Origin of the sequence: Phytohabitans rumicis (assembly GCF_011764445.1) — a bacterium.
GTDB classification, from domain to species: Bacteria; Actinomycetota; Actinomycetes; order Mycobacteriales; family Micromonosporaceae; genus Phytohabitans; species Phytohabitans rumicis.
Window position 1 is genome coordinate 94,906 of the sequence record NZ_BLPG01000002.1, and the last position, 22,442, is coordinate 117,347.

Annotated in this window: 20 protein-coding genes and 3 pseudogenes; 15 read left to right on the top strand and 8 right to left on the bottom strand. The window is 73.1% G+C overall.

Translation table 11 applies throughout. The annotated features are described in order from the left end of the window. The first annotated feature begins 4 nt into the window (after positions 1 to 4). Positions 5 to 550 carry a dihydrofolate reductase family protein gene (locus tag Prum_RS44010; protein WP_173085006.1) on the top strand — a complete coding sequence of 182 codons (546 nt, stop codon included), beginning with the start codon at positions 5 to 7 and terminating at the stop codon, positions 548 to 550. Between the two features lie 94 nt (positions 551 to 644). After that, positions 645 to 836 carry a CsbD family protein gene (locus tag Prum_RS44015; RefSeq protein ID WP_173085008.1) on the top strand — a complete coding sequence of 64 codons (192 nt, stop codon included), beginning with the start codon at positions 645 to 647 and terminating at the stop codon, positions 834 to 836. Between the two features lie 48 nt (positions 837 to 884). Here Prum_RS44015 and Prum_RS44020 read toward each other — a convergent pair whose 3' ends face one another. Together Prum_RS44020 and Prum_RS44025 are read right to left on the bottom strand one after the other, a co-directional pair. Next, positions 885 to 2,024: a Fic family protein gene (locus Prum_RS44020; RefSeq protein WP_173085010.1), complete on the bottom strand. Its 1,140-nt coding sequence runs from the start codon at positions 2,022 to 2,024 to the stop codon at positions 885 to 887. A 217-nt stretch (positions 2,025 to 2,241) separates the two neighbouring features. Beyond that, positions 2,242 to 3,543, bottom strand: a pseudogene (locus Prum_RS44025) (KamA family radical SAM protein); the annotation flags it as partial. A 72-nt stretch (positions 3,544 to 3,615) separates the two neighbouring features. Here Prum_RS44025 and kdd point away from each other — a divergent pair. The 9 genes and pseudogenes from kdd to Prum_RS44070 all read left to right on the top strand — a co-directional run bounded on the left by kdd (position 3,616) and on the right by Prum_RS44070 (position 13,580). Beyond that, on the top strand, positions 3,616 to 4,689 hold the full coding sequence (kdd, locus tag Prum_RS55955; protein ID WP_173085012.1) for an L-erythro-3,5-diaminohexanoate dehydrogenase: 1,074 nt from the start codon (positions 3,616 to 3,618) through the stop codon (positions 4,687 to 4,689). Further along, positions 4,686 to 6,184: pseudogene (locus tag Prum_RS44035) on the top strand (amidohydrolase). The gene kdd and the pseudogene Prum_RS44035 overlap by 4 nt, the downstream one beginning before the upstream one ends. Continuing rightward, positions 6,174 to 7,703, top strand: a complete 1,530-nt coding sequence (kamD, locus tag Prum_RS44040) for a lysine 5,6-aminomutase subunit alpha (protein WP_173085014.1) — start codon at positions 6,174 to 6,176, stop codon at positions 7,701 to 7,703. The pseudogene Prum_RS44035 and the gene kamD overlap by 11 nt, the downstream one beginning before the upstream one ends. Further along, positions 7,700 to 8,434: a lysine 5,6-aminomutase subunit beta gene (kamE, locus tag Prum_RS44045; protein ID WP_281369159.1), complete on the top strand. Its 735-nt coding sequence runs from the start codon at positions 7,700 to 7,702 to the stop codon at positions 8,432 to 8,434. The genes kamD and kamE overlap by 4 nt, the downstream gene beginning before the upstream one ends. Continuing rightward, complete coding sequence (kal, locus tag Prum_RS44050) at positions 8,431 to 8,805, top strand: 3-aminobutyryl-CoA ammonia lyase (protein ID WP_173085016.1); 375 nt, start codon at positions 8,431 to 8,433, stop codon at positions 8,803 to 8,805. Before kamE ends, kal begins: the two co-directional genes overlap by 4 nt. Continuing rightward, positions 8,802 to 10,085, top strand: coding sequence for a glutamate mutase L (locus tag Prum_RS44055; protein ID WP_173085018.1), 1,284 nt, complete (start codon positions 8,802 to 8,804; stop codon positions 10,083 to 10,085). Before kal ends, Prum_RS44055 begins: the two co-directional genes overlap by 4 nt. A gap of 673 nt (positions 10,086 to 10,758) precedes the next feature. Then, a complete protein-coding gene (gene lnt, locus Prum_RS44060; RefSeq protein WP_173086462.1) occupies positions 10,759 to 12,357 on the top strand; it encodes an apolipoprotein N-acyltransferase in 1,599 nt (532 codons plus the stop codon). Beyond that, positions 12,350 to 13,117 (top strand): arylamine N-acetyltransferase family protein, encoded by a 768-nt coding sequence (locus Prum_RS44065; RefSeq protein WP_173085020.1) that lies wholly within the window; start codon positions 12,350 to 12,352, stop codon positions 13,115 to 13,117. Before lnt ends, Prum_RS44065 begins: the two co-directional genes overlap by 8 nt. Position 13,118: 1 nt before the next feature. Beyond that, the gene (locus Prum_RS44070; protein ID WP_173085022.1) at positions 13,119 to 13,580 is read left to right on the top strand and encodes an FxsA family protein; all 462 of its coding nucleotides are present in this window, start codon (positions 13,119 to 13,121) and stop codon (positions 13,578 to 13,580) included. A 53-nt stretch (positions 13,581 to 13,633) separates the two neighbouring features. Here Prum_RS44070 and Prum_RS44075 read toward each other — a convergent pair whose 3' ends face one another. The 3 genes from Prum_RS44075 to Prum_RS44085 all read right to left on the bottom strand — a co-directional run bounded on the left by Prum_RS44075 (position 13,634) and on the right by Prum_RS44085 (position 16,282). Further along, on the bottom strand, positions 13,634 to 13,978 hold the full coding sequence (locus Prum_RS44075; RefSeq protein ID WP_173036160.1) for an RNA polymerase-binding protein RbpA: 345 nt from the start codon (positions 13,976 to 13,978) through the stop codon (positions 13,634 to 13,636). A 170-nt stretch (positions 13,979 to 14,148) separates the two neighbouring features. Continuing rightward, positions 14,149 to 15,237, bottom strand: a complete 1,089-nt coding sequence (locus Prum_RS44080; RefSeq protein WP_173085024.1) for a hypothetical protein — start codon at positions 15,235 to 15,237, stop codon at positions 14,149 to 14,151. Between the two features lie 43 nt (positions 15,238 to 15,280). Continuing rightward, positions 15,281 to 16,282 (bottom strand): LuxR C-terminal-related transcriptional regulator, encoded by a 1,002-nt coding sequence (locus tag Prum_RS44085; RefSeq protein WP_246278836.1) that lies wholly within the window; start codon positions 16,280 to 16,282, stop codon positions 15,281 to 15,283. A 60-nt stretch (positions 16,283 to 16,342) separates the two neighbouring features. Here Prum_RS44085 and Prum_RS44090 point away from each other — a divergent pair, with 60 nt between their 5' ends. The 3 genes from Prum_RS44090 to Prum_RS44100 are packed head-to-tail and all read left to right on the top strand — an operon-like array spanning position 16,343 to position 18,244. After that, positions 16,343 to 16,708: a hypothetical protein gene (locus Prum_RS44090; RefSeq protein ID WP_173085028.1), complete on the top strand. Its 366-nt coding sequence runs from the start codon at positions 16,343 to 16,345 to the stop codon at positions 16,706 to 16,708. Between the two features lie 13 nt (positions 16,709 to 16,721). Then, the gene (locus Prum_RS44095; RefSeq protein ID WP_246278837.1) at positions 16,722 to 18,077 is read left to right on the top strand and encodes a glycosyltransferase 87 family protein; all 1,356 of its coding nucleotides are present in this window, start codon (positions 16,722 to 16,724) and stop codon (positions 18,075 to 18,077) included. Beyond that, entirely contained in the window at positions 18,059 to 18,244 is a 186-nt protein-coding gene (locus Prum_RS44100; RefSeq protein ID WP_173085032.1) for a hypothetical protein, read from the top strand. The genes Prum_RS44095 and Prum_RS44100 overlap by 19 nt, the downstream gene beginning before the upstream one ends. On the opposite strand, the gene Prum_RS44105 is transcribed toward Prum_RS44100, so the two are convergent. Together Prum_RS44105 and Prum_RS44110 are read right to left on the bottom strand one after the other, a co-directional pair. After that, positions 18,233 to 18,781, bottom strand: coding sequence for a YdeI/OmpD-associated family protein (locus Prum_RS44105; protein WP_173085034.1), 549 nt, complete (start codon positions 18,779 to 18,781; stop codon positions 18,233 to 18,235). The genes Prum_RS44100 and Prum_RS44105 overlap by 12 nt on opposite strands. Next, positions 18,781 to 19,191: a VOC family protein gene (locus Prum_RS44110; RefSeq protein ID WP_173085036.1), complete on the bottom strand. Its 411-nt coding sequence runs from the start codon at positions 19,189 to 19,191 to the stop codon at positions 18,781 to 18,783. The genes Prum_RS44105 and Prum_RS44110 overlap by 1 nt, the downstream gene beginning before the upstream one ends. A 62-nt stretch (positions 19,192 to 19,253) precedes the next feature. Between Prum_RS44110 and Prum_RS44115 the strand changes: the two are divergent. Continuing rightward, positions 19,254 to 20,206 (top strand): annotated as a pseudogene (locus tag Prum_RS44115) (helix-turn-helix transcriptional regulator); the annotation flags it as partial. A gap of 365 nt (positions 20,207 to 20,571) precedes the next feature. Here Prum_RS44115 and Prum_RS44120 read toward each other — a convergent pair. Beyond that, positions 20,572 to 22,026 carry a hypothetical protein gene (locus Prum_RS44120; RefSeq protein WP_173085038.1) on the bottom strand — a complete coding sequence of 485 codons (1,455 nt, stop codon included), beginning with the start codon at positions 22,024 to 22,026 and terminating at the stop codon, positions 20,572 to 20,574. Between the last annotated feature and the right edge of the window lie 416 nt (positions 22,027 to 22,442).

A 22,442-nucleotide genomic window follows, 5' to 3' on the forward strand; every position in this document is an offset into this window, starting at 1 on the left:
CCTCATGCGAGACCTGACAGTCGACCTGTTTTGCACAGTGGACGGCTGGGGCAGGGGCCGCAACTCACCCGCCTACTTCGGATACGACGGTCCCGACCTGCAGGCATGGATCGACCAGCAGCTGGCCCACCCGCACGTGATGCTGATGGGCAGCAACACCTACCGGGCGATGGCGGAGATCACCGCCGGTGGTGACGACCCGTCGTTCAAGCGCATGGAGGAGCTGCCCAAGGTGGTGTTCTCCCGGTCGTTGAGAGCGCCGCTGGCGTGGCGCAACACCACGCTGGTGGAGGAGGACGTCGCGGTGGCCGTACCGAGGATGAAGGACACACCCGGCGATCCGCTCCGGGTGATCGGCAGCCTGTCGTTGGTCCGCAGCCTGTTCCGGCTCGGCCAGGTGGATCACCTGCGGCTGATGGTGTTTCCGCAGGTGCTCGGGGAGAGCGGGGAGGAGCGCATCCTGCGGGGTCTGCCCGACGCCAACCTGCGTCTCGCGTCCATCGAGGTGCTGGACGACCGGCTGGTCCTGCTCTCATACCTAGCATCCTAGGACGCCTTACGGGTTGTGTCAGACCGCACAAAGGTTTCACCAACACCGATGGGGGAACCACCTTGGCAGGGCACGCAACCCGGAAGGAGCAACAATGAGCTTCACCGATAAGGCTCGGAACAAGGCCGAAGAGCTCAAGGGCACGGCCAAGGAGCGCATCGGCGACGCGACCGACAACGAGAGCATGCAGGCCGAGGGTGCCCGGGAGCGGGCGCAGGCCAAGGCGAAGCAGGCCGGCGAGAACGTCAAGGACGCCGGGCGCGACGTACGCGACGCCTTCAGCTGACCTCTTGGCGATACCTGGGGGCGCCTTCCACTCGGAGGGCGCCCTCCGTCATGTCCGGTACGGCTCGGTCGCCGGCGTCCGCAGGTCGTCGACCACCGCGTCGTCGACGTCGCGGGCGCGGCCGGCGGCCACGTAGTAGAGGGTCACGCCGTACCCGTAGGAGTCGAGCAGCCCTTCTGCCTCCAGCCGGCGGATGTCGCGGATCGCCTGGTCGCGCGAGAGCCCTTCGTCCTGCTGGTACGCCTCGCGGCGCAACCGTCCGAGGGTGCCCGTGTGCAGGGCGGAGACGGTGCGCTCGGGCAGGCCGAGGCGCTTGACGAGGGCGGTCAGGTCTTCCCAGGTACGGCGGGCGCGTTCCAGTCGCAGGCGTACCAGGTGGGCCTGCTGGTGGTGGGCGCGCAGGTTGAACCGCACCCAGTCGTGGGCATCCCGCGTGGCGTCGTACGTGCCGCCTGTCTTCCGGAGTTCGGCGTAGTAGTGCAGCGTGTTGAGTTCGCGGCCGAGCCACTCCTCGATCGAGCAGAATTCCGCGGCCAGGACGCCGGCGCGCGCCAGGACGAGCGTCTGGAGGCAGCGGGACATCCGTCCGTTCCCGTCCCGCCAGGGGTGGATCCGCACCAGGTTCACGTGCGCCATGGCCGCCCTGACGAGCGGTGGGGCGTCCGGGTCACCGTCGTTTAGCCAGTCGACCAGCTCGACCATCAGGGGGCGTACCTGGTCGGGATCGGGTCCGACGTAGGCCGGGTTCATCGGGTCGTCTCCGGCCACCATGATGCCGCCGTCCCGGTAGCGTCCCGGCCACTGCGCGGGGCGCGAGCGCAGCATCATGAAGTGCAGCGCGGAAAGCACCATCTCGTGGTGGGTGAAGTACTCCATGGCGGGCGTCTGGAGGACCCAGCTCAGCGCGTCCCGGTAGCCGGCCACAGCCTCGCGGGTCTCATCCGGCACGTCGGCCGGGACGGGCCCGTCGGCGACGATCGCGGTTGCGGTGTCGAGGCTGACCTTGTAGCTCTCGATGCTGTTGGAACCCTGGACCGCGCCGGCGACGAGTTGCTGGCGGAGGTGTCCCTCCCAACGGTGTTTGGCCGGGTCGCCGTCGGTGGCTTGGCGCAGATCCTCGTAACACGCCTCGATTTCGGCGAGGACGCGGGCGTCGTTGGCGTCGAGCTTCGGCACCTGAAACAGCATGCCTCCGATGCTACGACGATCGGAGCATTGGTCCCATCCGCCCAATTCCGTCCGCCCGCCGATCAAGGGAAACCGCGTCGATCAAGGGCATATGGCCGTGGATCGGAGATCAAAGCACGGCCATATGCCCTTGATCGACGGGAAGAGGGGGCGCGGGGGACGCAGGGGGCACGGGGGACAAAGGGGAGGCGGGGAGGGCGGGGGAAGAGGGGCGGGGCCACCAGCGCTGGCCGGACGGGGGGAGGGTGTCGATTGGGTCGTAGTAGGGGTAGCGGCGGGCCAGGGCCTCGGTGTCGTCGGACTCCAGGGAGGTGCGGTAGTTCTTGGTCCAGTACGAGATGCCGTGCTCGCGGTCGTACTCGGTGACCATGTGGACCCAGCGCTTGCCGACCAGGGGTACGTCGCAGACGATCCGTGGGGTGGCGTACCCGGGCAGGTAGCCCATGATGTCGTGCTGCAGTTCCTGGGCCTGCCACACCGGCACCCGCCAGTGCTCGGCGTTGGGGATCATGTCGCACATGTAGAAGTAGTACGGCAGGATGCCCGCCTCGCCTTGCAGCGCGAAGCACAGGTCGAGCAGGTCGGTGCTGGTGGCGTTGACGCCGCGCATGAGGACGCCCTGGTTGCGGACGTCGCGTACGCCGACCTCGAGGGCGGTCTGGGCGGCGCGGGCCACCAGGGGGGTCAGCGAGTTGGCGTGGTTGACGTGGGTGTGGATGGCGAGGTTGACGCCGCGCCGGGCGGCGGTGCGGGCGACGCGTTCGAGGCCCTCCACGACGTCGGGCTGGAGCCAGTGCTGGGGCAGGCCCATGAGCGCCTTGGTGGCGAGCCGGATGTCGCGGATGGTTTCGATGTCGAGCAGGCGCATGAGGTACGACTCGAGGTGGCGCCAGGGCACGTTGGCGACGTCGCCGCCGGAGACGACGACGTCGCGTACGCCGGGGTGGGCGCGCAGGTAGGCGACGTGGGCGTCGTACCGCTCGACGGGTTTGAGGGTGAGCTTGAGTTTCTCGACGGCGGGGGTCGAGTTGCCGACGAGGTCCATGCGGGTGCAGTGGCCGCAGTACTGGGGGCAGGTGGACAGCAGTTCGGCGAGGACCTTGGTGGGGTAGCGGTGGGTGAGTCCTTCGGCGACCCACATGTCGTGCTCGTGCAGGGAGTCGCGGGTGGCGTACGGGTGGGACGGCCAGTCGGTGCGGCGGTCGGAGGCGACCGGGATCATGTAGCGCCGGACCGGGTCGGCGTGGAAGTCCTCGGTGGACATGGTGTTGAGCATCTGCGGCGTGACCAGCATCGACATGGTGGCGCTGGCGCGCTGGTCGAGGGCGAGGTCCGCGTAGAACGAATCGGGTACGAGGTCGCCGAGGACGGTGTGCAGTTGGCGGGCGTTCTTGACGCAGTGGACGCGCTGCCACTGGGCGGATTCCCACTGGTCGCGGGTGACGTCGCGCCAGCCGGGGAAACGGGTCCAGTCCGGTTCGACGAGCTCGCGGCGGCGGTACTCGTACGGCTGTGACACGATGCCTCCTGGAAATCCTCCGGCGATCTAGATAATCTACCGTAAGATTTCCCGCGAGAGAGGGCAAGGCCGATGACTTCGCCGGTTGGGCTGCATCGCGTGCTGGAGCCGGCCGGGGTGCTGCCGCAGGCCGCCCTCCGCCTGGACGCCCGGCCGGAGATCGGCGCGGACGAGGTGCGGGTACGCGTCGAGCGGCTGAACCTGGACGCGGCGAGCTTCCGGCAGTTGTCGGACAAGCACGGCGGCGACGGCGGCAAGGTGGTCGCCGAGGTGCTCGACATCATCGAGACCCGGGGCAAGATGCACAATCCGGTCACGGGGTCGGGCGGCATGTTGATCGGCACGGTGGACGAGGTCGGCCCGGATTCTCCGCTCGGGCTACGCGAAGGGGACCGCGTCGCCACCCTCGTCTCGCTCACCCTGACCCCGCTGCGCGTCACCGGGACGGACTGGGACGGCCGAAGTGAGCAGGTCCCCTGCACCGGCCACGCGATCCTCTTCGCGAGGTCGGTGGCCGCCGTGCTGCCCGACGACCTGGACCCCCGCCTGGCGCTCGCCGTGCTGGACGTCTGCGGCGCACCCGCCCTGACCGCCCGCGTCGTCTCGCGAAGTCGATCAGGGACTGCGTCCCCCGGCACGCTGCCAGACACGCCCGCCAACTCCCTGATCAACACGCAAGGCGTCAGCGTGGCGGTGCTGGGGGCGGCCGGGAAGAGCGGGTCGCTGGCACTCGCGGCGGCGCGGAAGGAGGGCGCACGCCGTACCGTCGGGGTGGTCGTCGATGAGGCGGAGGCGGCGCGGTTGCGCGAGGCCGGCCTCGCCGACGAGGTCGTGGTGGCGGACGCGCGGGATCCGGTGGCGGTCGCGGCCGCGGTGGGCACGCCGGTGGACGTCACCGTGGTGTGCGTGGACGTGCCGGGCTGCGAGCACGGCGCGATCCTGGCCACCGCGGACGGCGGCACGGTGGTGTTCTTCTCGATGGCGACGAGCTTCGCGGCCGCCGCGCTGGGCGCGGAGGGTCTGGCGGCGGACGTGACGATGCTGGTCGGCAACGGGTACGTCCCGGGCCACGCCGCCTACGCGCTCGGACTGGTCCGCGACGTTCCAGCCGTCAAGAAACTTTTCGAGGGCAGACTGGCCCCATGACTGAAGCCACCCTGTACCGCAGCGGCCGTGTCTACAGCCCCGCGGACCCCCGGGCCACCGCGCTGCTGGTGCGCGACGGGTCGATCGCGTGGGTCGGCCCGGACGCGGAGGCTCCGGCGGCGGAGGCCACCGTGGACCTGGACGGCGCGCTGGTTACGCCCGCGTTCGTGGACGCGCATGTACACAGCACCGATACCGGACTGGCGCTGTCCGGTTTGGACCTGACCGGGGTCCGGTCCGCAGGCGAGCTGCTGGACGCGGTGGCGGCGCACGCCGAGCGGCTGCCGGCCGGCGCGGTGGTGTTGGGGTACGGGTGGGACGAGACGACGTGGGCGGACCAGCGCAAGCCGGACCCGGCCGCGTTGGCCCGGGCGGCGGGGGCCGCCGGGCGTACCTGTCGCAGGCGTGTATCCACTCGGCGCTGTGCACGCCAGACCTGCTGGCGGCGGCGCGGGGCATGCCGGGGTACGACGGGTCCGGCTGGGTACGGCGGGACGCCCACGACGCGGTGCGGGCCTTGGCCCTGGAGTCGATCCCGGCGGCGCAGCGGACCGAGGCGCAGCGGGCGGCGCTGCGGACGGCGGCGGGGCTGGGCATCGCGGCGGTGCACGAGTGCGGCGGGCCGGGCACGTCCAGCGAGCGCGACTTCACCAACCTGCTCGCCCTGTCCGGACAGGGCCTGCCGGAGGTGTACGGCTACTGGGGCGAGCTGATGGCCGCGGCGAAGGCGAAGGAGCTGGGCGCGGTCGGTGCCGGCGGCGACCTGTACGCGGACGGGGCGCTGGGGTCGCAGACGGCGCACCTGTCGGAGTCCTATCAGGACGTGGACGGCTGCGGGCACGGGTACGTCACCGCCGAGCAGGTGCGTGACCATCTGCTGGACTGTGCGGCGTACGGGGTGCAGGGCGGGTTCCACGCGATCGGCGATGCGGCGATCGGGACGGTGCTGGCCGGGTTCGCGGAGGTGGCCGGGAAGCTGGGCGTGGACCGGCTGCGGGAGGCGCGGCACCGGGTCGAGCACGCCGAGATCATGAACAAGCGGCTGATCGCCGGCTTCGTCGAGTACGGCATCGTGGCGAGCGTGCAGCCGGCGTTCGACCGGCTGTGGGGCGGCGAGTCGCAGATGTACGCGCAGCGCCTGGGTGTGCGGCGGTCGCTGGAGTCGAACCCGTTGGGCGCGATGCACGGGGTGGGCGTGGCGCTGGCGTTCGGGTCGGACTCGCCGGTGACGCCGCTGGACCCGTGGGGTTCGGTGCGGGCGGCCACCCACCATTTCAACCCGGTGCAGCGGATGAGCGTGAAGGCGGCGTTCGCGGCGCACACCCGGGGCGGGTGGCGGGCGGTGCACCGCGACCACGAGGGGGTGCTGGCGCCGGGTGCGCCGGCGACGTTCGCGGTGTGGTCCGTGGACGCGTTCCCGACCTTCGACGACGACGGCCCACTGCCGGTGTGCCGGCGCACAGTGCTACGTGGACAGGTTCTCTATGAAACTTGATCTGGATCCGACGCTGGTGGTCCGGGCCCGCGAACTGGCCGCGCGGGCCGGCCGGCCGGTGGTCGACCTGGCCCGCGCGCACACCACCGTGTCGGTGGAGCGGGCGGTGCTGCGGCTGGCCGGGGTGGCCGGGGCCGACCCGGACGGCATCCCGTGGGTCAACCGGCTCGTCGACGCGGTGCGCGCCGACGTCGGGTTGGGGCACGGGGTGGCGGTGCCGGTGTTCGACGCGCTGCTGCGCGAGGGCATCGATGATGTCACGCTGCTGGCGCAGAAGGCGTCGGCCGGGTCGGTGCGGTTCCGCGTACCCGAAAAGCAGGCTGGACCGCGGCGGGCGGCGAGAAAACACGTGCAGGCCGGGCTGCGGCGGATCGACCGGCGCCGCGCGGAGCGCGAGCGCCTCGTCAAGCGGCACGGCGACGCGCCGCGGCGGCCGTGGATCTACCTGATCGTGGCGACCGGGGACATCTTCGAGGACATCCCGCAGGCGCAGGCGGCGGCCCGGGCGGGCGCGGACGTGATCGCGGTGATCCGGTCGACGGGGCAGTCGCTGCTGGACTACGTGCCGGAGGGGGCGACCCGGGAGGGGTTCGCCGGCACATACGCGACGCAGGAGAACTTCCGGCTGATGCGGGCGGCGCTGGACGAGTCCTCGCGGGAGCTGGGCCGGTACGTGCGGTTGACGAACTACGCGTCCGGGCTGTGCATGCCGGAGATGGCGGTGCTGGCCGGCCTGGAGCGGCTGGACATGATGCTCAACGACTCGATGTACGGGATCCTGTTCCGGGACATCAACCCGATCCGCACCTTCGTGGACCAGCGGTTCTCCCGGCAGGTGCACGCCCGCGCCGGCATCGTCATCAACACCGGTGAGGACAACTACCTGACCACCGCCGACGCGGTCGAGGCCGCGCACACGGTGACGGTCTCGCAGCTGCTGAACGAGTACTTCGCGCACGAGGCGGGGCTGGCCGACTGGCAGCTGGGGCTGGGGCACGCGTTCGAGATCAACCCGGATCTGCCGGAGTCGTTCCGGCTGGAGCTGGCGCACGCGCTGCTGGCCCGGGAGCTGTTTCCGGACGCGCCGCTGAAGTGGATGCCGCCGACCCGGCACATGACCGGGGACGTGTTCCGCGGCAACCTGCTGGACGGGTTCTTCAACCTGGTCGGGGCGATGACCGGGCAGGGCATCCTGCTGGTCGGCATGATGACCGAGGCGGTGGTGACGCCGTGGCTGTCCGACCGGGACATCGCGCTGCAGAACGTGCGGTACGTGCTGGGCGCGGCCGGTGGGCTGCACGAGGACTTCGTGCCGGCGCCGGGCGGGTTCATCCAGCGGCGCGCGCATGAGGTGCTCGCTTCGTCGATCGAGCTGCTCGAGAGGATCGAGGCGGAAGGTCTGCTGGCGGCGATCGCGGACGGGACGTTCGGCATCATGAAACGCCCCGCGGACCGCGGCAAGGGGCTGGACGGGGTCGCCAAGCACGAGGCGGACTACTACAACCCGGCGATCTCGTGAGCGGGCAGGTCATCCGGCCGTACGGGGACACCACCGGGGACGGGATGGTGCAGGTGTCGTTCACCCTGCCGCTCCCGCACGACAAGCGCGCCGAGGGTGCCGCCCTGCAGCTGGCCGGCAAGATGGGTCTGGAGCCGGCGCTGCTGGTGCACGCCAAGCAGATGGGCGACGGGTACACGTTCTTCGTCGTGTACGGGCGGGTGCACCACCTGGTCGACCTGTCCGCGGTGCAGGTGCTGGAGCGGGACTATCCGCTGCTGTCCGCCAAGGAGGTCAACGCGCTGGTCAAGCGGCGGCTGCGGCGCAAGCTGTCGGTGGTGGGGGCGTGCATCGGCACCGACGCGCACACCGTCGGTATCGACGCGATCCTCAACCTCAAGGGCATCGCCGGGGAGAAGGGTCTGGAGTACTACCGGGAGCTGAAGGTGGTCAACCTGGGCGCGCAGGTGACCGTGCCGGAGCTGGTCGAGGCGGCCCGGGTGGAAAAGGCCGACGCCGTCCTGGTGTCCCAGGTGGTCACCCAGCGGGACGCGCACCTGCACAACGTGCGGGAGATGTCGGCGGCGTTCCGGGAGGCGTTCCCGGCGGGGCGGCGGCCGCTGCTGGTGGCCGGCGGGCCGCGGTTCGACGAGACGATGGCCGGCGAGCTGGGCGTGGACCGCATCTTCGGCCGCGGCACCACGCCCCGCGAGGTGGCCAGCTACCTGGTGAAGGAGCTGGTGAACGCATGAGCGTCGGGTTGACGGTCACGCACCGGCGGTATGTGCCGTACGCGCACGCGCACTACGCCGGCGACCTGGTCGACGGGGCGTACGCGCTGGGCCTGTTCGGGGACGTGGCGACAGAGGTGTGCATCCGCGTCGACGGCGACGAGGGCCTGTTCGCGTCGTACTCGGACGTGCAGTTCCGGGCCCCGATCCGGGCCGGCGACGTGGTCGAGGCCACCGCGACGCTCACCCGGATGGGCACCCGCAGCCGGACCGTCGAGTTCACCTGCGCGGTGGTGTGCCGGGGCACCGAGGGCTCGAAGGCGCAGGTCCTGGACCCGCCGATCGTGGCGGTGACGGCGGTCGGGACTGTCGTGGTCCCGCTCGCGGTATGAGCCGTCTGGCCCTCTGCGCGGACGTCGGCTCGACGTACACGAAGGTCGCGGTGGTGGACCTCGACGGCGGCGGACTGGTCGCGACGGCCGCGCGCCCCACCACCGCGGACACCGACCCGCGGCACGGGCTGGACGCGGCGGTCGCGGCCGTCGACGGGCAGAGCCTTCCCTGGTACGTCTGTTCGTCCGCCGGCGGCGGGCTGCGGCTGGCGGTCATCGGGTACGAGCGGCTGGTCACCGCGGAGGCCGGGCACCGGGTCGGGTTGTCGGCGGGGGCGCGGGTGGTGCACGTGACGGACGGGCCGCTGGACGGGGCCGGCGTGCGGGCGCTGCGGGCCGCCCGCCCGGACGTGCTGCTGCTGGTCGGCGGCACCGACGGCGGCGACGCCCAGGTGCTGGTGCACAACGCGCGCAGGCTGGCGTCGTCGCGGTGGCGGGTGCCGGTGGTGGTGGCCGGCAACGCGGACGCCCGGGACGAGGTCGCCGCCGCCCTGCCCGCGGCGGGCATCGTGGACAACGTGCTGCCCCGCATCGGGGTGCTGAATCCGGGGCCGGCGCGGGCCGCGATCCGGGACGTGTTCCTGCGGCACGTGATCGGCGGCCGGTGGGGGCGCGGGTTCGGCGCCTTGGTGCGGGCGGCCACCCCGGACGCGGTGCTGAGCGCGGTCGAGCTGTACGCCGACCACACCGGCGGCGGGCTGGTCGTGGTGGACGTGGGCGGCGCCACCACCGACGTGTACTCGGCGCTGCCGTCCGAGGTTGTGCCCCCAGCGGAGGCGGCGGGCACGCTGGCCCGGGCCCGCACCGTCGAGGGCGACCTGGGGGTGCGGTGGAACGCGCCGGGCGTGGTCGCGGCCGCGGCGGCGGAGAAGCTGCCGCACGACGGGCTCGACGAGCCGGCCCGGGCGCGGGCCGCCGACCCTGCCCTGATCACCGACAACGACGCCGGGGACCCGGTCGACCTGCGGCTGGCCACGCTCGCCGCGACGGTGGCGCTGCGCCGGCACGCCCGCGGCGAGCCGGGCGGGCGGGGCCGGCGGGACCTGAGCGACGTACGGCTGGTCGTCGGGTCGGGTGGCGCGCTGCGGCACGCGCCGGGGCGGGACGCGGTCGGCGTACTGGACGCGGTGTTGGCCGACCACGGTGGCGGGTGGCCGGTGCCGCGGGCCGCGACCGCGGTGGTCGACCGGCAGTACGTGCTGGCCGCCGCCGGGCTGCTGGCCGCGGAGCACCCGCAAGCCGCGCTGGCCCTGCTGCGCGCCCACCTGCGTTCGCCGTGACGCGGCCATCGCCCTCGACTTTGGCGACTGTGTCGAGAAGTTGCCCTCCCAGGGGCAACTGTTCGCCACAGTCACGGCGTACGTCGACCCCGCCGTAGAAAATGTCGGATACATCCGGGTGCGGGCCCGGCCCACCCCCGCCTTGGCTCCTGCGGTGATCATGAAGTTGACGCCCGGGGGAGCCCTTTCCCTGCCGCTAACTTCATGATCACCGCAGGCTGGCGTGAGCAGCAGAAGCGGGGCCGGTAAGCGGTCAGGAGGTGTCCACAAAACACGCCGGGGTGCGACACGCCAGGGTGGTTGACAGCGCACCCGGTACGGCACGTAGGGTCTTTAGGTCCTACACGGGAGACGTGGCTGTTGTTCGCTTCGTCCCTCTGTCCGCTGGCCGAGCGACACCTTCGATGCCGACACCAGGTCCAGTGGGCGGGGGTCGGCGGGGCGGCGCGGACCGGTCGACGTCTCAACAACCGGTGTACGGGCAGGGGGTGACCGCGGCCAGTAGACAACGGCGGCGACGGGGGCAGCCAGGTCTCGTCTCGTCGGTCCGAAGGTCGTGGGGATCAACTGCCGCACCGGCCCCGGGAGGGCCTGGGAGCATCGGGGCGTCGTTTCGGCGGCGCCCCGATTTTCCGTTCTGTGATCGGCTGGCGGTACCCTTCGGCAGGTGACGATGGTGGAGCCCGCCGAGACCCCGGTCAACGAGGCCGAATCCGAACGGCGGGATGCCCCGCAGGCGCTGCCGCTGGCCGCCGCCGCGCCCGCCGCCATCGCGGCCGGGGTGGCGCTGCTGCTGTCGTTCCCGCCGTACGGGCTGTGGTGGCTGGCCCCGATCGGGGTGGCGTTGCTGGCCGCGTCCGTGCACCGGCGCCGGCTGCGGGCCGGTCTCGGGTTGGGGGCGCTGGCCGGGGCGGCCCTGTTCCTGCCGCTGTTGAGCTGGACCAATCTGCACACCGGGCTGGTGCCCTGGCTGCTGCTGTCCGGGCTGCAGGCCGGCTATCTGGCGTTGCTGGGCGGGGCGAGCGCGTACGTGAGCCCGCTGGTGGACCGGTTCCGCTGGGCGTGGCCGGCGGCGACCGCGCTGCTGTGGGTCGGGCAGGAGGCGCTGCGCGACCGCACGCCGTACGGCGGGTTCCCGTGGGGGCGCCTCGCGTTCAGCCAGGACGACTCGCCGCTGCTGAAGCTGGCCGCGCTGGGTGGGGCGCCGCTGGTGACGTTCGCGGTGGCGCTGGCAGGTGGTCTGCTGGTGACCGCGGTGTGGCGGCCGTGGAGCCTGTGGCCGGCGCGGCTGGCCCGCGGGCGGCTGGTGCTGTCCGCGGTCGGGCTCACCGCCGCCGCGGTCGCCGTCGTGGCGTCCGGGCTGCTGGTGCCGACCGCCGAGCCGTCGGGTGCGCCGGTCACGGTGGCGATCGTGCAGGGCAACGTGCCACGGATGGGCCTGGACTTCAACGCCCAGCGCCGCGCCGTGCTGGACAACCACGTGAACGCGACGATCGCGCTCGCCGGCCGGGTCGCCGCCGGCCAGGCGGCCCGCCCCGACCTGGTGGTGTGGCCGGAGAACGCCAGCGACGTCGACCCGCTGCGCGACCCGCTGGCCGGCGAGCGCATCTCGGAGGCGGCCGCCGCCATCGGGGCGCCGATCCTGGTCGGCGGCATCCTGCGCGGCCCCGCCGAGGGCGAGGTCCGCAACGTGGGTCTGCTGTGGCGGCCGGGCGCCGGCCCCGACCTGGACCAGACGTACGTCAAGCGGCATCCGGTGCCGTTCGCCGAGTACATGCCGCTGCGGTCGATCGCGCGGATGGTGAGCAAGGAGGTCGACCGGGTCGCCGACATGGTCGCCGGTACCCGGGCCGGCGTCATCGACACCGGCCCGGTGGTGGTCGGCGACGTGATCTGCTTCGAGGTGGCGTACGACGGGATCGTGCGGGACACCGTCACCGGCGGCGCCGGGCTGCTGGTCGTGCAGACCAACAACGCCACCTTCGACGTCGCCGAGGCCCGCCAGCAGATGGCGATGGTGCGGCTGCGCGCGGTCGAGCACGGCCGGCAGGCGCTGATGTCGTCCACGGTGGGCGTGTCCGGGTTCGTCACCACCGACGGGCGGGTGCACGAGCAGACCGACTTCAACACCCAGGAGGTCGTGGTCAAGCAGCTGCGGCCGGGCACCGAGCGTACGCTGGCCACCCGGCTCGGCCTGTGGCCCGAGATGGTGCTCGTCGCGCTGACGCTGGTGCTGCTCGCCGGCGCGGTCGTGGTGCGCCGTCGTGGATGACTCCCTTGTGGATGCCTACCTGGCCCGGATCGGCGCCCAGCGGCCGGACCGCCCCGACGAGGAGGCGCTGCGCCGGCTGCACCGCGCCCACCTGGGCGCGGTGCCGTTCGAGAATCTGAGCATCCACCTGGGCGAGCCCATCACGCTGGACGAGACGGCGGTGCTGGACAAGGTGGTCGGGCGGCGCCGCGGCGGGTTCTGCTACGAGCTCAACGGGGCGTTCGCGGCGCTGCTGTCCGCGCTCGGCTACCGGGTCACGATGCACTCCGCCCGGGTGTACGGCGACGGCCGGTACGGGCCGCCGTTCGACCACCTGCTGCTGCGCGTCGAGCTGGACGAGCGCTGGCTGGCCGACGTCGGGTTCGGCCGGTTCAGCCATGCCCCGCTGCGCTGGGACGACCGGGCGCCGCAGGCCGACCCGGGCGGCATGTTCCTGCTGACCGGGGACGGCGATCTCGACGTCTTCCTGGACGGCGAGCCGCAGTACCGGGTGGACCCGCGCCCGTACGAGTTGGCCGACTTCGTGCCCACCTGCTGGTGGCAGCAGACCTCGCCGCTGTCCCACTTCACCGGCATGCTGACCTGCTCGCGGCTGACCGGCGACGGTGGCCGCGTCACGCTCAGCGGCACCCGCCTCATCCGCACCGACGGCACCGCCCGCACGGAGGAGGACCTGGGCGAGGACGCGGCGGTGCTGGCGGCGTACCGGGAGCACTTCGGCGTCATCTTGGACCGGGTGCCGCGCGTGGCATCCTTGTGAGATGGGACGGGCACTCGCGCTCGGGGCGCCACTGGCCGCGGTCCTGGAGATCGCCGTCTTCGTGCTGCTGGGCGAATGGATCGGTTACGGGTGGGCGGTGCTGGCTGTGCTGGCGCTCTCGTTCGTGGGGATGATGCTGCTGCGGCGGGAGGGCATGCGCGCGTGGCGTGGGTTCGTCGCGTCCGCCAACGCCGGCCAGCCGCCCGGTGAGCGGGTCACCGACAGCGTCGTCGGCCTGGGCGCGGGGCTGCTGCTGACGGTTCCGGGGTTCCTCAGCGGGGCCGCCGGGCTGATCCTGCTGCTGCCGCCGGCGCGCAAGGTGGCCCGCGGCGGCGTGCAGCGGTGGGCGGAGCGGCGGGTGTCCGCCGCGGTCGCCGGGGACTTCTTCGGGCCGCGCAAGGTCAAGGTGCACCGCGGCACCCCCGAGTCCGACGGCGCCATCGAGGGCGAGATCGTCCCCTAGTGCGCACGGCAACGGGCCCCCGCTTGCGGCGGGGGCCCGTTGGTGCGTACGCGTCAGGCGGACCGGCCGCGGCGGGCGCGGACCTCCTCCAGGCGCTCGGCCAGGATGTCCTCGAGCTCGGCGATCGACCGGCGCTCCAGGAGCATGTCCCAGTGCGTGCGCGGGGGCTTGGCCTTCTTCTGCTCCGGCTCGCTGCCATCCACCAAGCGGGCGACGCTGCCGTCGAACTTGCACTCCCAGGTCATTGGGACCTCGGCGTCAACGGCGAAGGGCACCTCGAACTGGTGACCCTTGGCGCAGAGGTACTCGCGGGTCTGTCGCGGGGCCAGCTCCGTGTTGCGGTCGGACTCGTAGCTGACTGCTCCCAGACGGCTCCCGCGCAGCATGCGCTCGCCCATGATCGGCTTTCCCCTCGGTCGTGGTGCTGGTCTTCACTCTTGTAACGACGGGGGTCGGTCGGACGATTCCCGACCGGCCCCCAGGTGTTTCGGCACGGTGAACGCTATCGAGCGTAGCGGGCGGATCGATCTCACGAGTGACGTCACGACGACGGTCACACGCGTACGACTTATTGCTCCTCGTTTGTCCGTTCTGACGTGGCGGGCTGGGAGTGCGCTGGACGCAGGTTGGCCAGCGCCACGGCCAGGTCACTGACCTGGCCGGACAGCTGCCCGACCCGGGCCACCGCCGCGTCCCGGTCGGCCAGGGCGGCGTCCCGGTCGGCGTGCGCGGTGGACAACCGTACCCCGAGCTCGCCGAGCCGGCCATCGGCGGACGCCGCTGCCTCCCGCGCGGCCCGCAGCTCCTGGGTCAGCCGGTCCCGGTCGGCGTCGGCGACCGCCGCCCGGGCGGCGGCCTCCTGTGCCGCGGTCCGGGCGGTCTCGGCGGCCGTGCGGGCCTCGCGGGCGTCGCCGGCCGCCGCCTGCGCCTCGTCCCGGAAGCGGTCCGCCTGGGTCAGGGCCTGCGCCGCCGACTCCGCGGCCCGCCGCGCGTCGGCGGCGGCCTCGTCCCGGTCCCGGGTGGCCTCGGCGAGGGCCCGCCGGTCCGCGTCCCGCTCCTGGCGCAGCGTCCGCGCCTCGCTACGGGCCGCGTCCCGGTCGCGTTCGGCCTGCGAGCGCAGCGCGTCGGCGGCGCTGGCCGCCCGCTGGGCCTCGTCCCGCGCGGCGTCGGCCGCCGCCGCCAGCTCGGCCGCCGTCGTGGCGGCGTCCGCGGCGCGCGCGGCCTCGGCGAGGGCACGCTCCTTGTCGTGTACGGCGGCCGCCCGCTCCTGCTGCGCCCGGTTCCCCGCGTCGGCGGCGGTGTCGGCGTCGCGGCGGGCCTCGTCGCGTTCGGCCTGGGCGGCGGCGATCTGGGCGGCCGCCTCGGCGCGTACCTCGGCGACCTGCCGGTCGACGCCGGCCGGCGACAGCTCGGCGTGCAGCGCCTCGGTGAGCGTGTCGACGGCCTGGTCGAGCCGGTCCACGACCTCCCACGCGCGGGCCACCTGCCCGGCCAGGCCCGGGGCGTTGCGGTGCCGCATCCGTACGTTGCGGGACGCTTTTTGGCACTCGCCGTCGTTGTCCCGGCAATAGCGGAACGGGCGCCCGGCGGCGGCCCGCTGCTGGACCGGCCGGCCGCAGTGCGCGCAGGGGCGGGTCTGCTCCTCGGTGGTCTCCATCGGGCCCGAAGTTTAGCGCCGAGCCGGGCCGGGGCCGCGCATTTCAGGCGAGTCCCCGCGGCACGTACAGGCCCTGGCGTTGGGCGCGGACCGCGGCGAGGGTGCGGGACTGGGCGCCGAGCTTGGCCAGCACGTGCTCCAGGTGCGCGGCCACGGTCCGGTCGGCGATGCCCAGGCCGGCGGCGATGCGCCTGTTCGCCCAGCCCTCCACGAGCAGCCCGAGGATCTCCAACTCGCGGCGGGTCAGCCCGGACAGGTCGCCGGGCGGGCCCACCACCACGGCCGCGGTCACGGCGGTGGGCGGCCATGCCGGGCCGGCCAGGGCGGTGACCCGCAGGTGGTCGGCCGGGCCCGACGGGCACAGGAACGTGGCGTACTGCAGTGCGCCGGCCAGCTGCGCCGCCGCGACCGCCAGCACGGTGGAGCCGGCGGCCAGCAGCGGGTGGTCGGGCAGGCCGGGCAGCGGCTGCGCGGCGCCGGCGCGGGTGAGCACCACCCCGGCCGTGGCGCCGTGCACGAGCCGGGCCGCCGACGCGATCGGCCGCAGCGGGTCGACCGCGTCGGCGATGGCCGGGGCGAGCAGGCCCACCGCGTCGCGCACCGCCTCGGTGAAGCCGCCCGCGGTGTCCGTGCTCAGCCCGAACACCCCCAGGTAGCGGCCGTCCCGGCTGAACAGGCCCACGCCGAGGCCGTCCCGGAACCCGGCCGGCCGCATGTACGCCTCCCAGGTGCCCGACTCCGCCGGCCGGTACGGCAGGTCGGCGATCCGCATCGCCAACCGTGGCCACCGGCTCAGGCCCACGTGCTCGACCTCGGCCGCCACCGCCGGGCCGGCCAGCCGCTCCCGCACCGGGCCGTCGTACCCCTGCGAGGCGAGCAGGATGTGGCCGCCGCGCTGCGGGTCCAGCAGCCCCACCCAGCCACCCTCGAACGGCACCACCCGGCGCAGCCGTTCCAGCGCGGCTCGGGCCCGTTCGCCGACATCGCCTGTCCCGGACGCGATCCAGCCGAGTTCGGCGGTGACCGGTAGTCCACTGGGGAGCATGGGCACATCGGCAATCCTGCCGATCGACGCGCCCGGCCACCACCCGGTGGAATGGTCAACATGGGCGACGCGGGGGCCCGCGATGTTGAGGTCGAGATCGACGTCGACCGGTTGGTGGCACACGCATGCCGGCTCGTACGGGACGATCCCCTGCTCCTGCACCGGTTTGAGCCGCGCCGGCCGGACGCGCTGGCCGCCGAGCTGGGCCGGTTCGTCAGCGAAACCCTTGCCCGGCACGGGGTACGCGCCGCCGCCCGCTTCGCCGGGTACGTGCGGCGCTGCCGCCTGAGCCCCGAGGACTACGACCGGTTCGGGCACTACCTGCTCACCGCCGCCCTGGTGTGCCGGGTGGGGCCGGAACGGCTGGTGCTCATCGGCGCGGCGCTGACCACGCTGCGGCTTGTCGCGGTGGACGGCGCTCGATAGCGTGGCGCCGGTGATGGTGGATCGCCGCACCGGTGCGCTGTGGGCGCTGTTCGGCGCCATCGCCGTGGTGTCCTCGGTGCTGGTCCTGCGCCGCCCGCCCGCCGAACGCCTGTCGGACCTGCACATCTACTACGGCGCCGCGCAGACCGTCCAATCCGGACAGCCGCTGTACGGGTACGTCGCCGACAACGGCGGCCCGTTCACGTATCCGCCGTTCGCGGTGCTGCTGATGCGGCCGCTGACCGTGTTTCCGGAGGGCGCCGTGCAGGTGGCGTGGCTGGCGCTGGTGTGCGCGGCGGTCGCGGCCATCGGGTACGCGGTGGCGCGGCCGGCCGGCGGCCTGGTCGCGGCGGCCGCGTGTGTGGTGCTGCTGTCCGCGCCGGCGCAGAGCAACCTGCGCTTCGGTCAGGTGAGCGTGTTCATCGTGCTGCTGGCGCTGGTCGACGCGGTCGGGTTGACGCCGGCCCGCTGGCGTGGCGTGCTCGTCGGGGTCGCCGCCGCCGTCAAGCTGACCCCGCTGCTGTTCGTGGTGTATTTCCTGCTGGCCGGCCGGTACCGGGACGCCGGCCGGGCCGCGCTGGCGTTCGCCGGGTGCGCCGCGCTGGCCGCCGCGGTCCTGCCGGCCGACAGCTGGACGTACTGGACCGGCACGGTGACGCAGACCTCCCGGATCGGCAACCTCGCCTCGCTGGGCAACCAGTCCGTACACGGGATGCTCATGCGGGTCGGCGTCGACGCCGGCACCCTGCCGCTGCTGTGGGCCGCCCTGGTCGCGGTCATCTGCGGCACGGCGCTGTGGCGGGCCCGGCAGCTGTGGCGCGAGGAGCACCCGGTACGCGCCGCGGTGCTGGTCGGCTGCGCGAGCGTGGCCGCCTCCCCGGTGTCGTGGACGCACCACCAGGTGTGGACGGTGCTGGCCGCGATGCTGCTGGTCGCCACGAACGGCGTCGCCCAGCGGGTCGCCGGCCTGGCGCTGCTGGCCGCCATGACGGTGTCGCTGGGGGCGCTGCTGCGCGACGTGTCGACGTACCCGGGGGTGCAGTTCGCGCTGGAGAACGCGCGGACGTTCGGGGCCGTCGCGGTGTGCCTGGCCGGATTCGGCGGTGTGGCGGCGGTGGCGGCCCACGGCCGGCGGCGCGCCGGCCTGCGGGTGGCGAGCGTGGCGGCCGCGGTCGTGGCCGGCTTCGTGGTGCTGCCCTGCCGGCCGGCGCCGACCCGACGTTCAAGGCGTACACGCTCGCCGACGCCGGCAACCCGCGCTACTTCTTCGCCAGCCCGTACCTGCGGGCGGGCGCCGCGCCGGTCGAGTTCGGCGTCGCCCGGGAGCCGACCAAGGTGCGGGTCAACGGCGTGGTCGGCGCCGCCGTGACCCGGCTGGAGTACCGGTCCGCGCCGGGCGGCGCCGCGCGCGCCGTCCCGCTGGTCGAATACACGGCCGGGCAGCGGGAGTTCTCCTTCCGCAGCGCCACCCTCGCCCACGGGCGGCTGCTCGCGTACGGGGCGGACGGCGCGGTGCTGTCCACGTCAACGTTCTAGCGCGGCGATCTCCTTGGCCAGGCGGGCCGCCCGCCCGGCCGGGGTGCGGGTCTTGGCCAGGCCCAGGATCACCAGGTACCGGGCGGTCCGGTCCAGCCGCTCGTACGCCTCCCGGGCCCGCGGGCTGGCGGCGAGCGCCGCGGCCAGGTCGGCCGGGACGGTGGCGGTGCGCTGCGACTCGTACGCCGCCTCCCAGCGCCCGTCGGCCCGCGCGGCGGCCACCTCCGCCAGGCCGGGCGCCCGCATCCGCCCGGCCGCGGTCAGCGCCGCGACCCGGTCCACGTTGATCCGCGACCAAGTCCCCTTCGGCCGGCGGCGGGTGTACCGCTGCAGGAAGTACGTCCCGTCCAGGCTCTTGCGCTGGCCGTCGATCCAGCCGAAGCACAGCACGACGTCGACCGCCTCGCTCGCGGTCATCGACGGCACCCCCGAGCCCTTCTTGGCGATCTTCACCCAGACCTCGGCGGCCGAGTCGTGGTGCCGCTCCAGCCAGTCCTCGAACGCCGCCGCGTCCGCGCAGGTGATGGCGCCCTCCATCAGCCCAGCACGTCCAGGTAGTGCGGGTTGTACATGACGCCGAGCACGTTGCCGAACGGGTCGAGCACCGACGCGGTGACGAACCCTTCCCCGCGCGGGGTGACCGGCTGGTGCTCCTTGGCGCCCAACGCGAGCAGCCGCTCCAGCGTGGCGGCGAGGTCGTCGACGTGCCAGTACATGATCACGCCGCCGGTCTGCTCGTGCCCGGGCGGGGCGAACCGGCGGTCGACCAGGCCCAGCTCGTGCTGGTAGTCGCCGACCCGGAACTCCACGTACGCCGGCCGCCCGTCCGGGCCGGGCCGCTCGAAGTACGGCTCGACGCCCAGCACCTCGGCGTACCAGCGGGCGGCCTGCGCCACGTCGTCGGCCCAGTAGCTGATCGTCGCGAAGCCCCGCAATGTGTTGGTCATGCCGGCAACGCTAGTGGGCCTTGCGGAACGTACGGTTCCTCAATGCCTGGCAGACTTCAGGAATGTTGGAAACCTCGGTCCGGCTGCTGCGGCTGCTGTCCCTGCTGTTGGCGCGCCGCGACTGGTCCGGCGCCGACCTCGCGCAGCGGCTCGGCGTGACCACCCGCACCGTCCGCAACGACGTCGAACGGCTGCGCATCCTCGGCTACCAGGTCGACTCCACCACCGGCACCGCCGGCGGCTACCGCCTCGGCGCCGGCACCGCGCTGCCGCCGCTGCTGCTCGACGACGAGGAGGCCGTCGCCGTCGCGCTCGGCCTGCGCGCGGCCGCCGCCGGCACCGTCACCGGCATCGAGGAGACCTCGGTACGCGCCCTGACCAAGCTCGAACAGACCCTGCCGTCCCGGCTTCGGCACCGCGTCGACGCCCTGCGCGCCGCCACCGTCTCGGCCGCCGGCGGCGGACCCACCGTGGACGCGCACACCCTGATCACCATCGCTGGCGCCGCCCGCAACCACGAGACGCTGCGCTTCGACTACCTGGGCCACGACGGCCAGGCCAGCATCCGCCGGGTCGAGCCGCACCGCCTCGTCTACACCGGGCACCGCTGGTACCTGCTGGCCTGGGACACCGACCGCGGCGACTGGCGAACCTTCCGCGCCGACCGGATCCGCCCCGCCTGCCGGCCGGCCCACGCTTCACGCCCCGCGAACCACCCGGCGGTGACGCCGCCGCCCACGTACGGCGCGGCGTCACCGCGCTGTCCCGGACCTACCGGGCCCGGATCCGCCTGCACGCACCCGCGGCGACGGTCGCCGACCGGATCACCCCGTCGTCCGGCGTACTGACCGAGATCGACGAGCACACCAGCCGCCTGGAGACGAGCACCGACTCCCTGCTCGACCTGGTCACCTACCTGACCAAGCTCGACCTCCCCTTCACCGCCGAAGACCCACCCGAACTCCGCGCCCTCCTCCACTCCCTATCCACCCGCTACGCGACCGCCGCCTCCCCACCCCTCCCGCCTCTCCCGCCCCGCCGTCGCCGCCGGCGTCGTCGCCTTCCGTCGATCAAGGGCATACGGCCGTGCGTTGATCTCCAATCCACGGCCGTATGCCCTTGATCGACGCGTTAGTCCTTGATCGACGGCGCGGGTGGGGTGCCGGGCGCGGGCGCTTGAGCATGGCGGCCCACCCCCGCCGTGGGCGAGCCCCGTCGACGCTGGGCCGGCCCTCCGGGGAAGCAATGTCGGGGACATTGCTGCTTCCCAGGGGCGCTGAGGCAGCAGTTTCCGGGACATTGCGAGCTTTCAGCAACCGAGCCACATGCTGAGCAACCCTCAACCGGCCCTGCGAGAGCGTTTCACATCGGCCCCTCGGCTCAGGAGGTGCTCGAGTTCCTTGCCGGGTCCTTGCTGGCTGGGGCATCAGCCGCGTGGCGGCCCTCGCGGGCGACCTTGAGCGCGATCGCAGCCGATAGCAGCCCGAGGAGCCCAACGATCAAGACGTGGCTGCCGTCCTGTCCACTTGAGCCGGTGACGAAACCGGCAGCAACCGGAGCGGCGGCATGCAAGCCACCGATGGCCACGACCGACCAGGCCGCACCCGCCATCCCGCGCGCCAGCACGCCGATCAACCCCACGATCGCCAAAGACGACGCAATGCTCCACGGACCGAACAACACCACGTCGTTCGAGTCGTGGAACATACCGCTGGCAACCGCGATGGCGCCGACTCCAGCCACCGCGCAGCCAGCACCCGCGACCGGCGACAGCGTCCTGCCGCGATGGTGAGCCGCCGCGGCACCGAACGCCACAGCGGCCGTCCCCGCGGCGAGCCAACCCCCGCCGGTCGACCACATGCTGACCAGCGCAGCCGCGACCAGAACACTGGCGGCCACCATGAGCAGCATCATCACCGCCGTCACCGGCCGCCTGCCCGCCCCGGCCGCGAGTGCATCGCCGCTCTCACCAGCCGCCATCGGTCGGCGTTCACCGGCGGCCCGGCCACGACCGGCGAGGCCGCTCCCCAACGCTCCGGCGCCCAACCCCAGCACAGCCACCAATACCCAGGCGCCAACATCACCCACCAGGGTGTAGTGGTCGCCATCGCTGCGACCGCCCGGCAGCGGCCTTACCACCAGGTGCACCGCGACGAGAAGAAGCGGCCCAACCACCACCCCGAACAGCCGCGCACGGTCCGTCCAACGCCTGGCCCACCAGCCCACAAGCGCAGCCGGCAGCAGACACGACAGCACCGCGACCATGGTGACCGCGTCGGTGTGACCAGGCCACGTCGGCGTAAACATCCCCAGCGGGTGAACCGGCACGACGTAGTCCCGGCCGGGCCGATGAGGTTCATAGCCGGCGACTTCCGCGGCCACGTTGAGCCACACCCAGCCCACCCATACCACGGCGCCCAAGGCGACCGCCCGCCACGCGAGGACAGCCGTCCCCACCATCGCGCCCACCACAGCACCGAGGAGCACCGCTCCGCCGGCCGCAGCCACAGGATCTCCGCTCACCGCCACGGCACCCGACGCCCAACCGGCGGCCAACCGCTGCGGGGCGCACGCGCCGAGCCCCGCGGCCGCCACAACCACGTATCGCCAACCCACGTTCCGAACAACCAGCCGCCCGGCGGCAACGCCAAGGACAGCGGCACTCGCCGAACACCAAGCGAGCAAGACAAGCTGGAAGGGCCACGTGTCATTACCAGCGGTGAAATCCTGATCGGGGACGAGCACCCGCGTCCAGCGGGCCAACCACATCTGCCCGGCCGCCGCGCAGGCCCCCACCGCCCCGGCAACGACGCAGCCGGCCAGCATCCGCCTCATGGCCGCCGAGGCTAACACCCATCCACAGGCTGCGATCTTCGATCCATCCCCACCGTCGCACTGGCCCTCGCAGCCCTCAACGCGGACGGCGCCCACGAATACGTCAGCGAGCCAGGCCGCCGGGTTCGGGAAGCGGTCCGAGGAAACGGGCCGGCCGAAAGGCCCCCGAAACCGCGCCTCGGGACGAATGCTTGGCCTAGGTTGCGGGTGCCGTTGATGTTCCCGGGGTGGCCCTCCGTGCCGACAGGAGTGCGTACAGCTCCTTGACGGGTGTCGGCGGGCGGCGCCGCGAACGCGGCCCCGAAGGGGCGGACGCCAGCGAGGTTGAGGAACGAGAACGTGTCAACGTACTCCGTTCCGTGGTGCAGCCTGCGTCGATCAAGGCTTTCCGCGTCGATCAAGGGCAAACGGCCGTG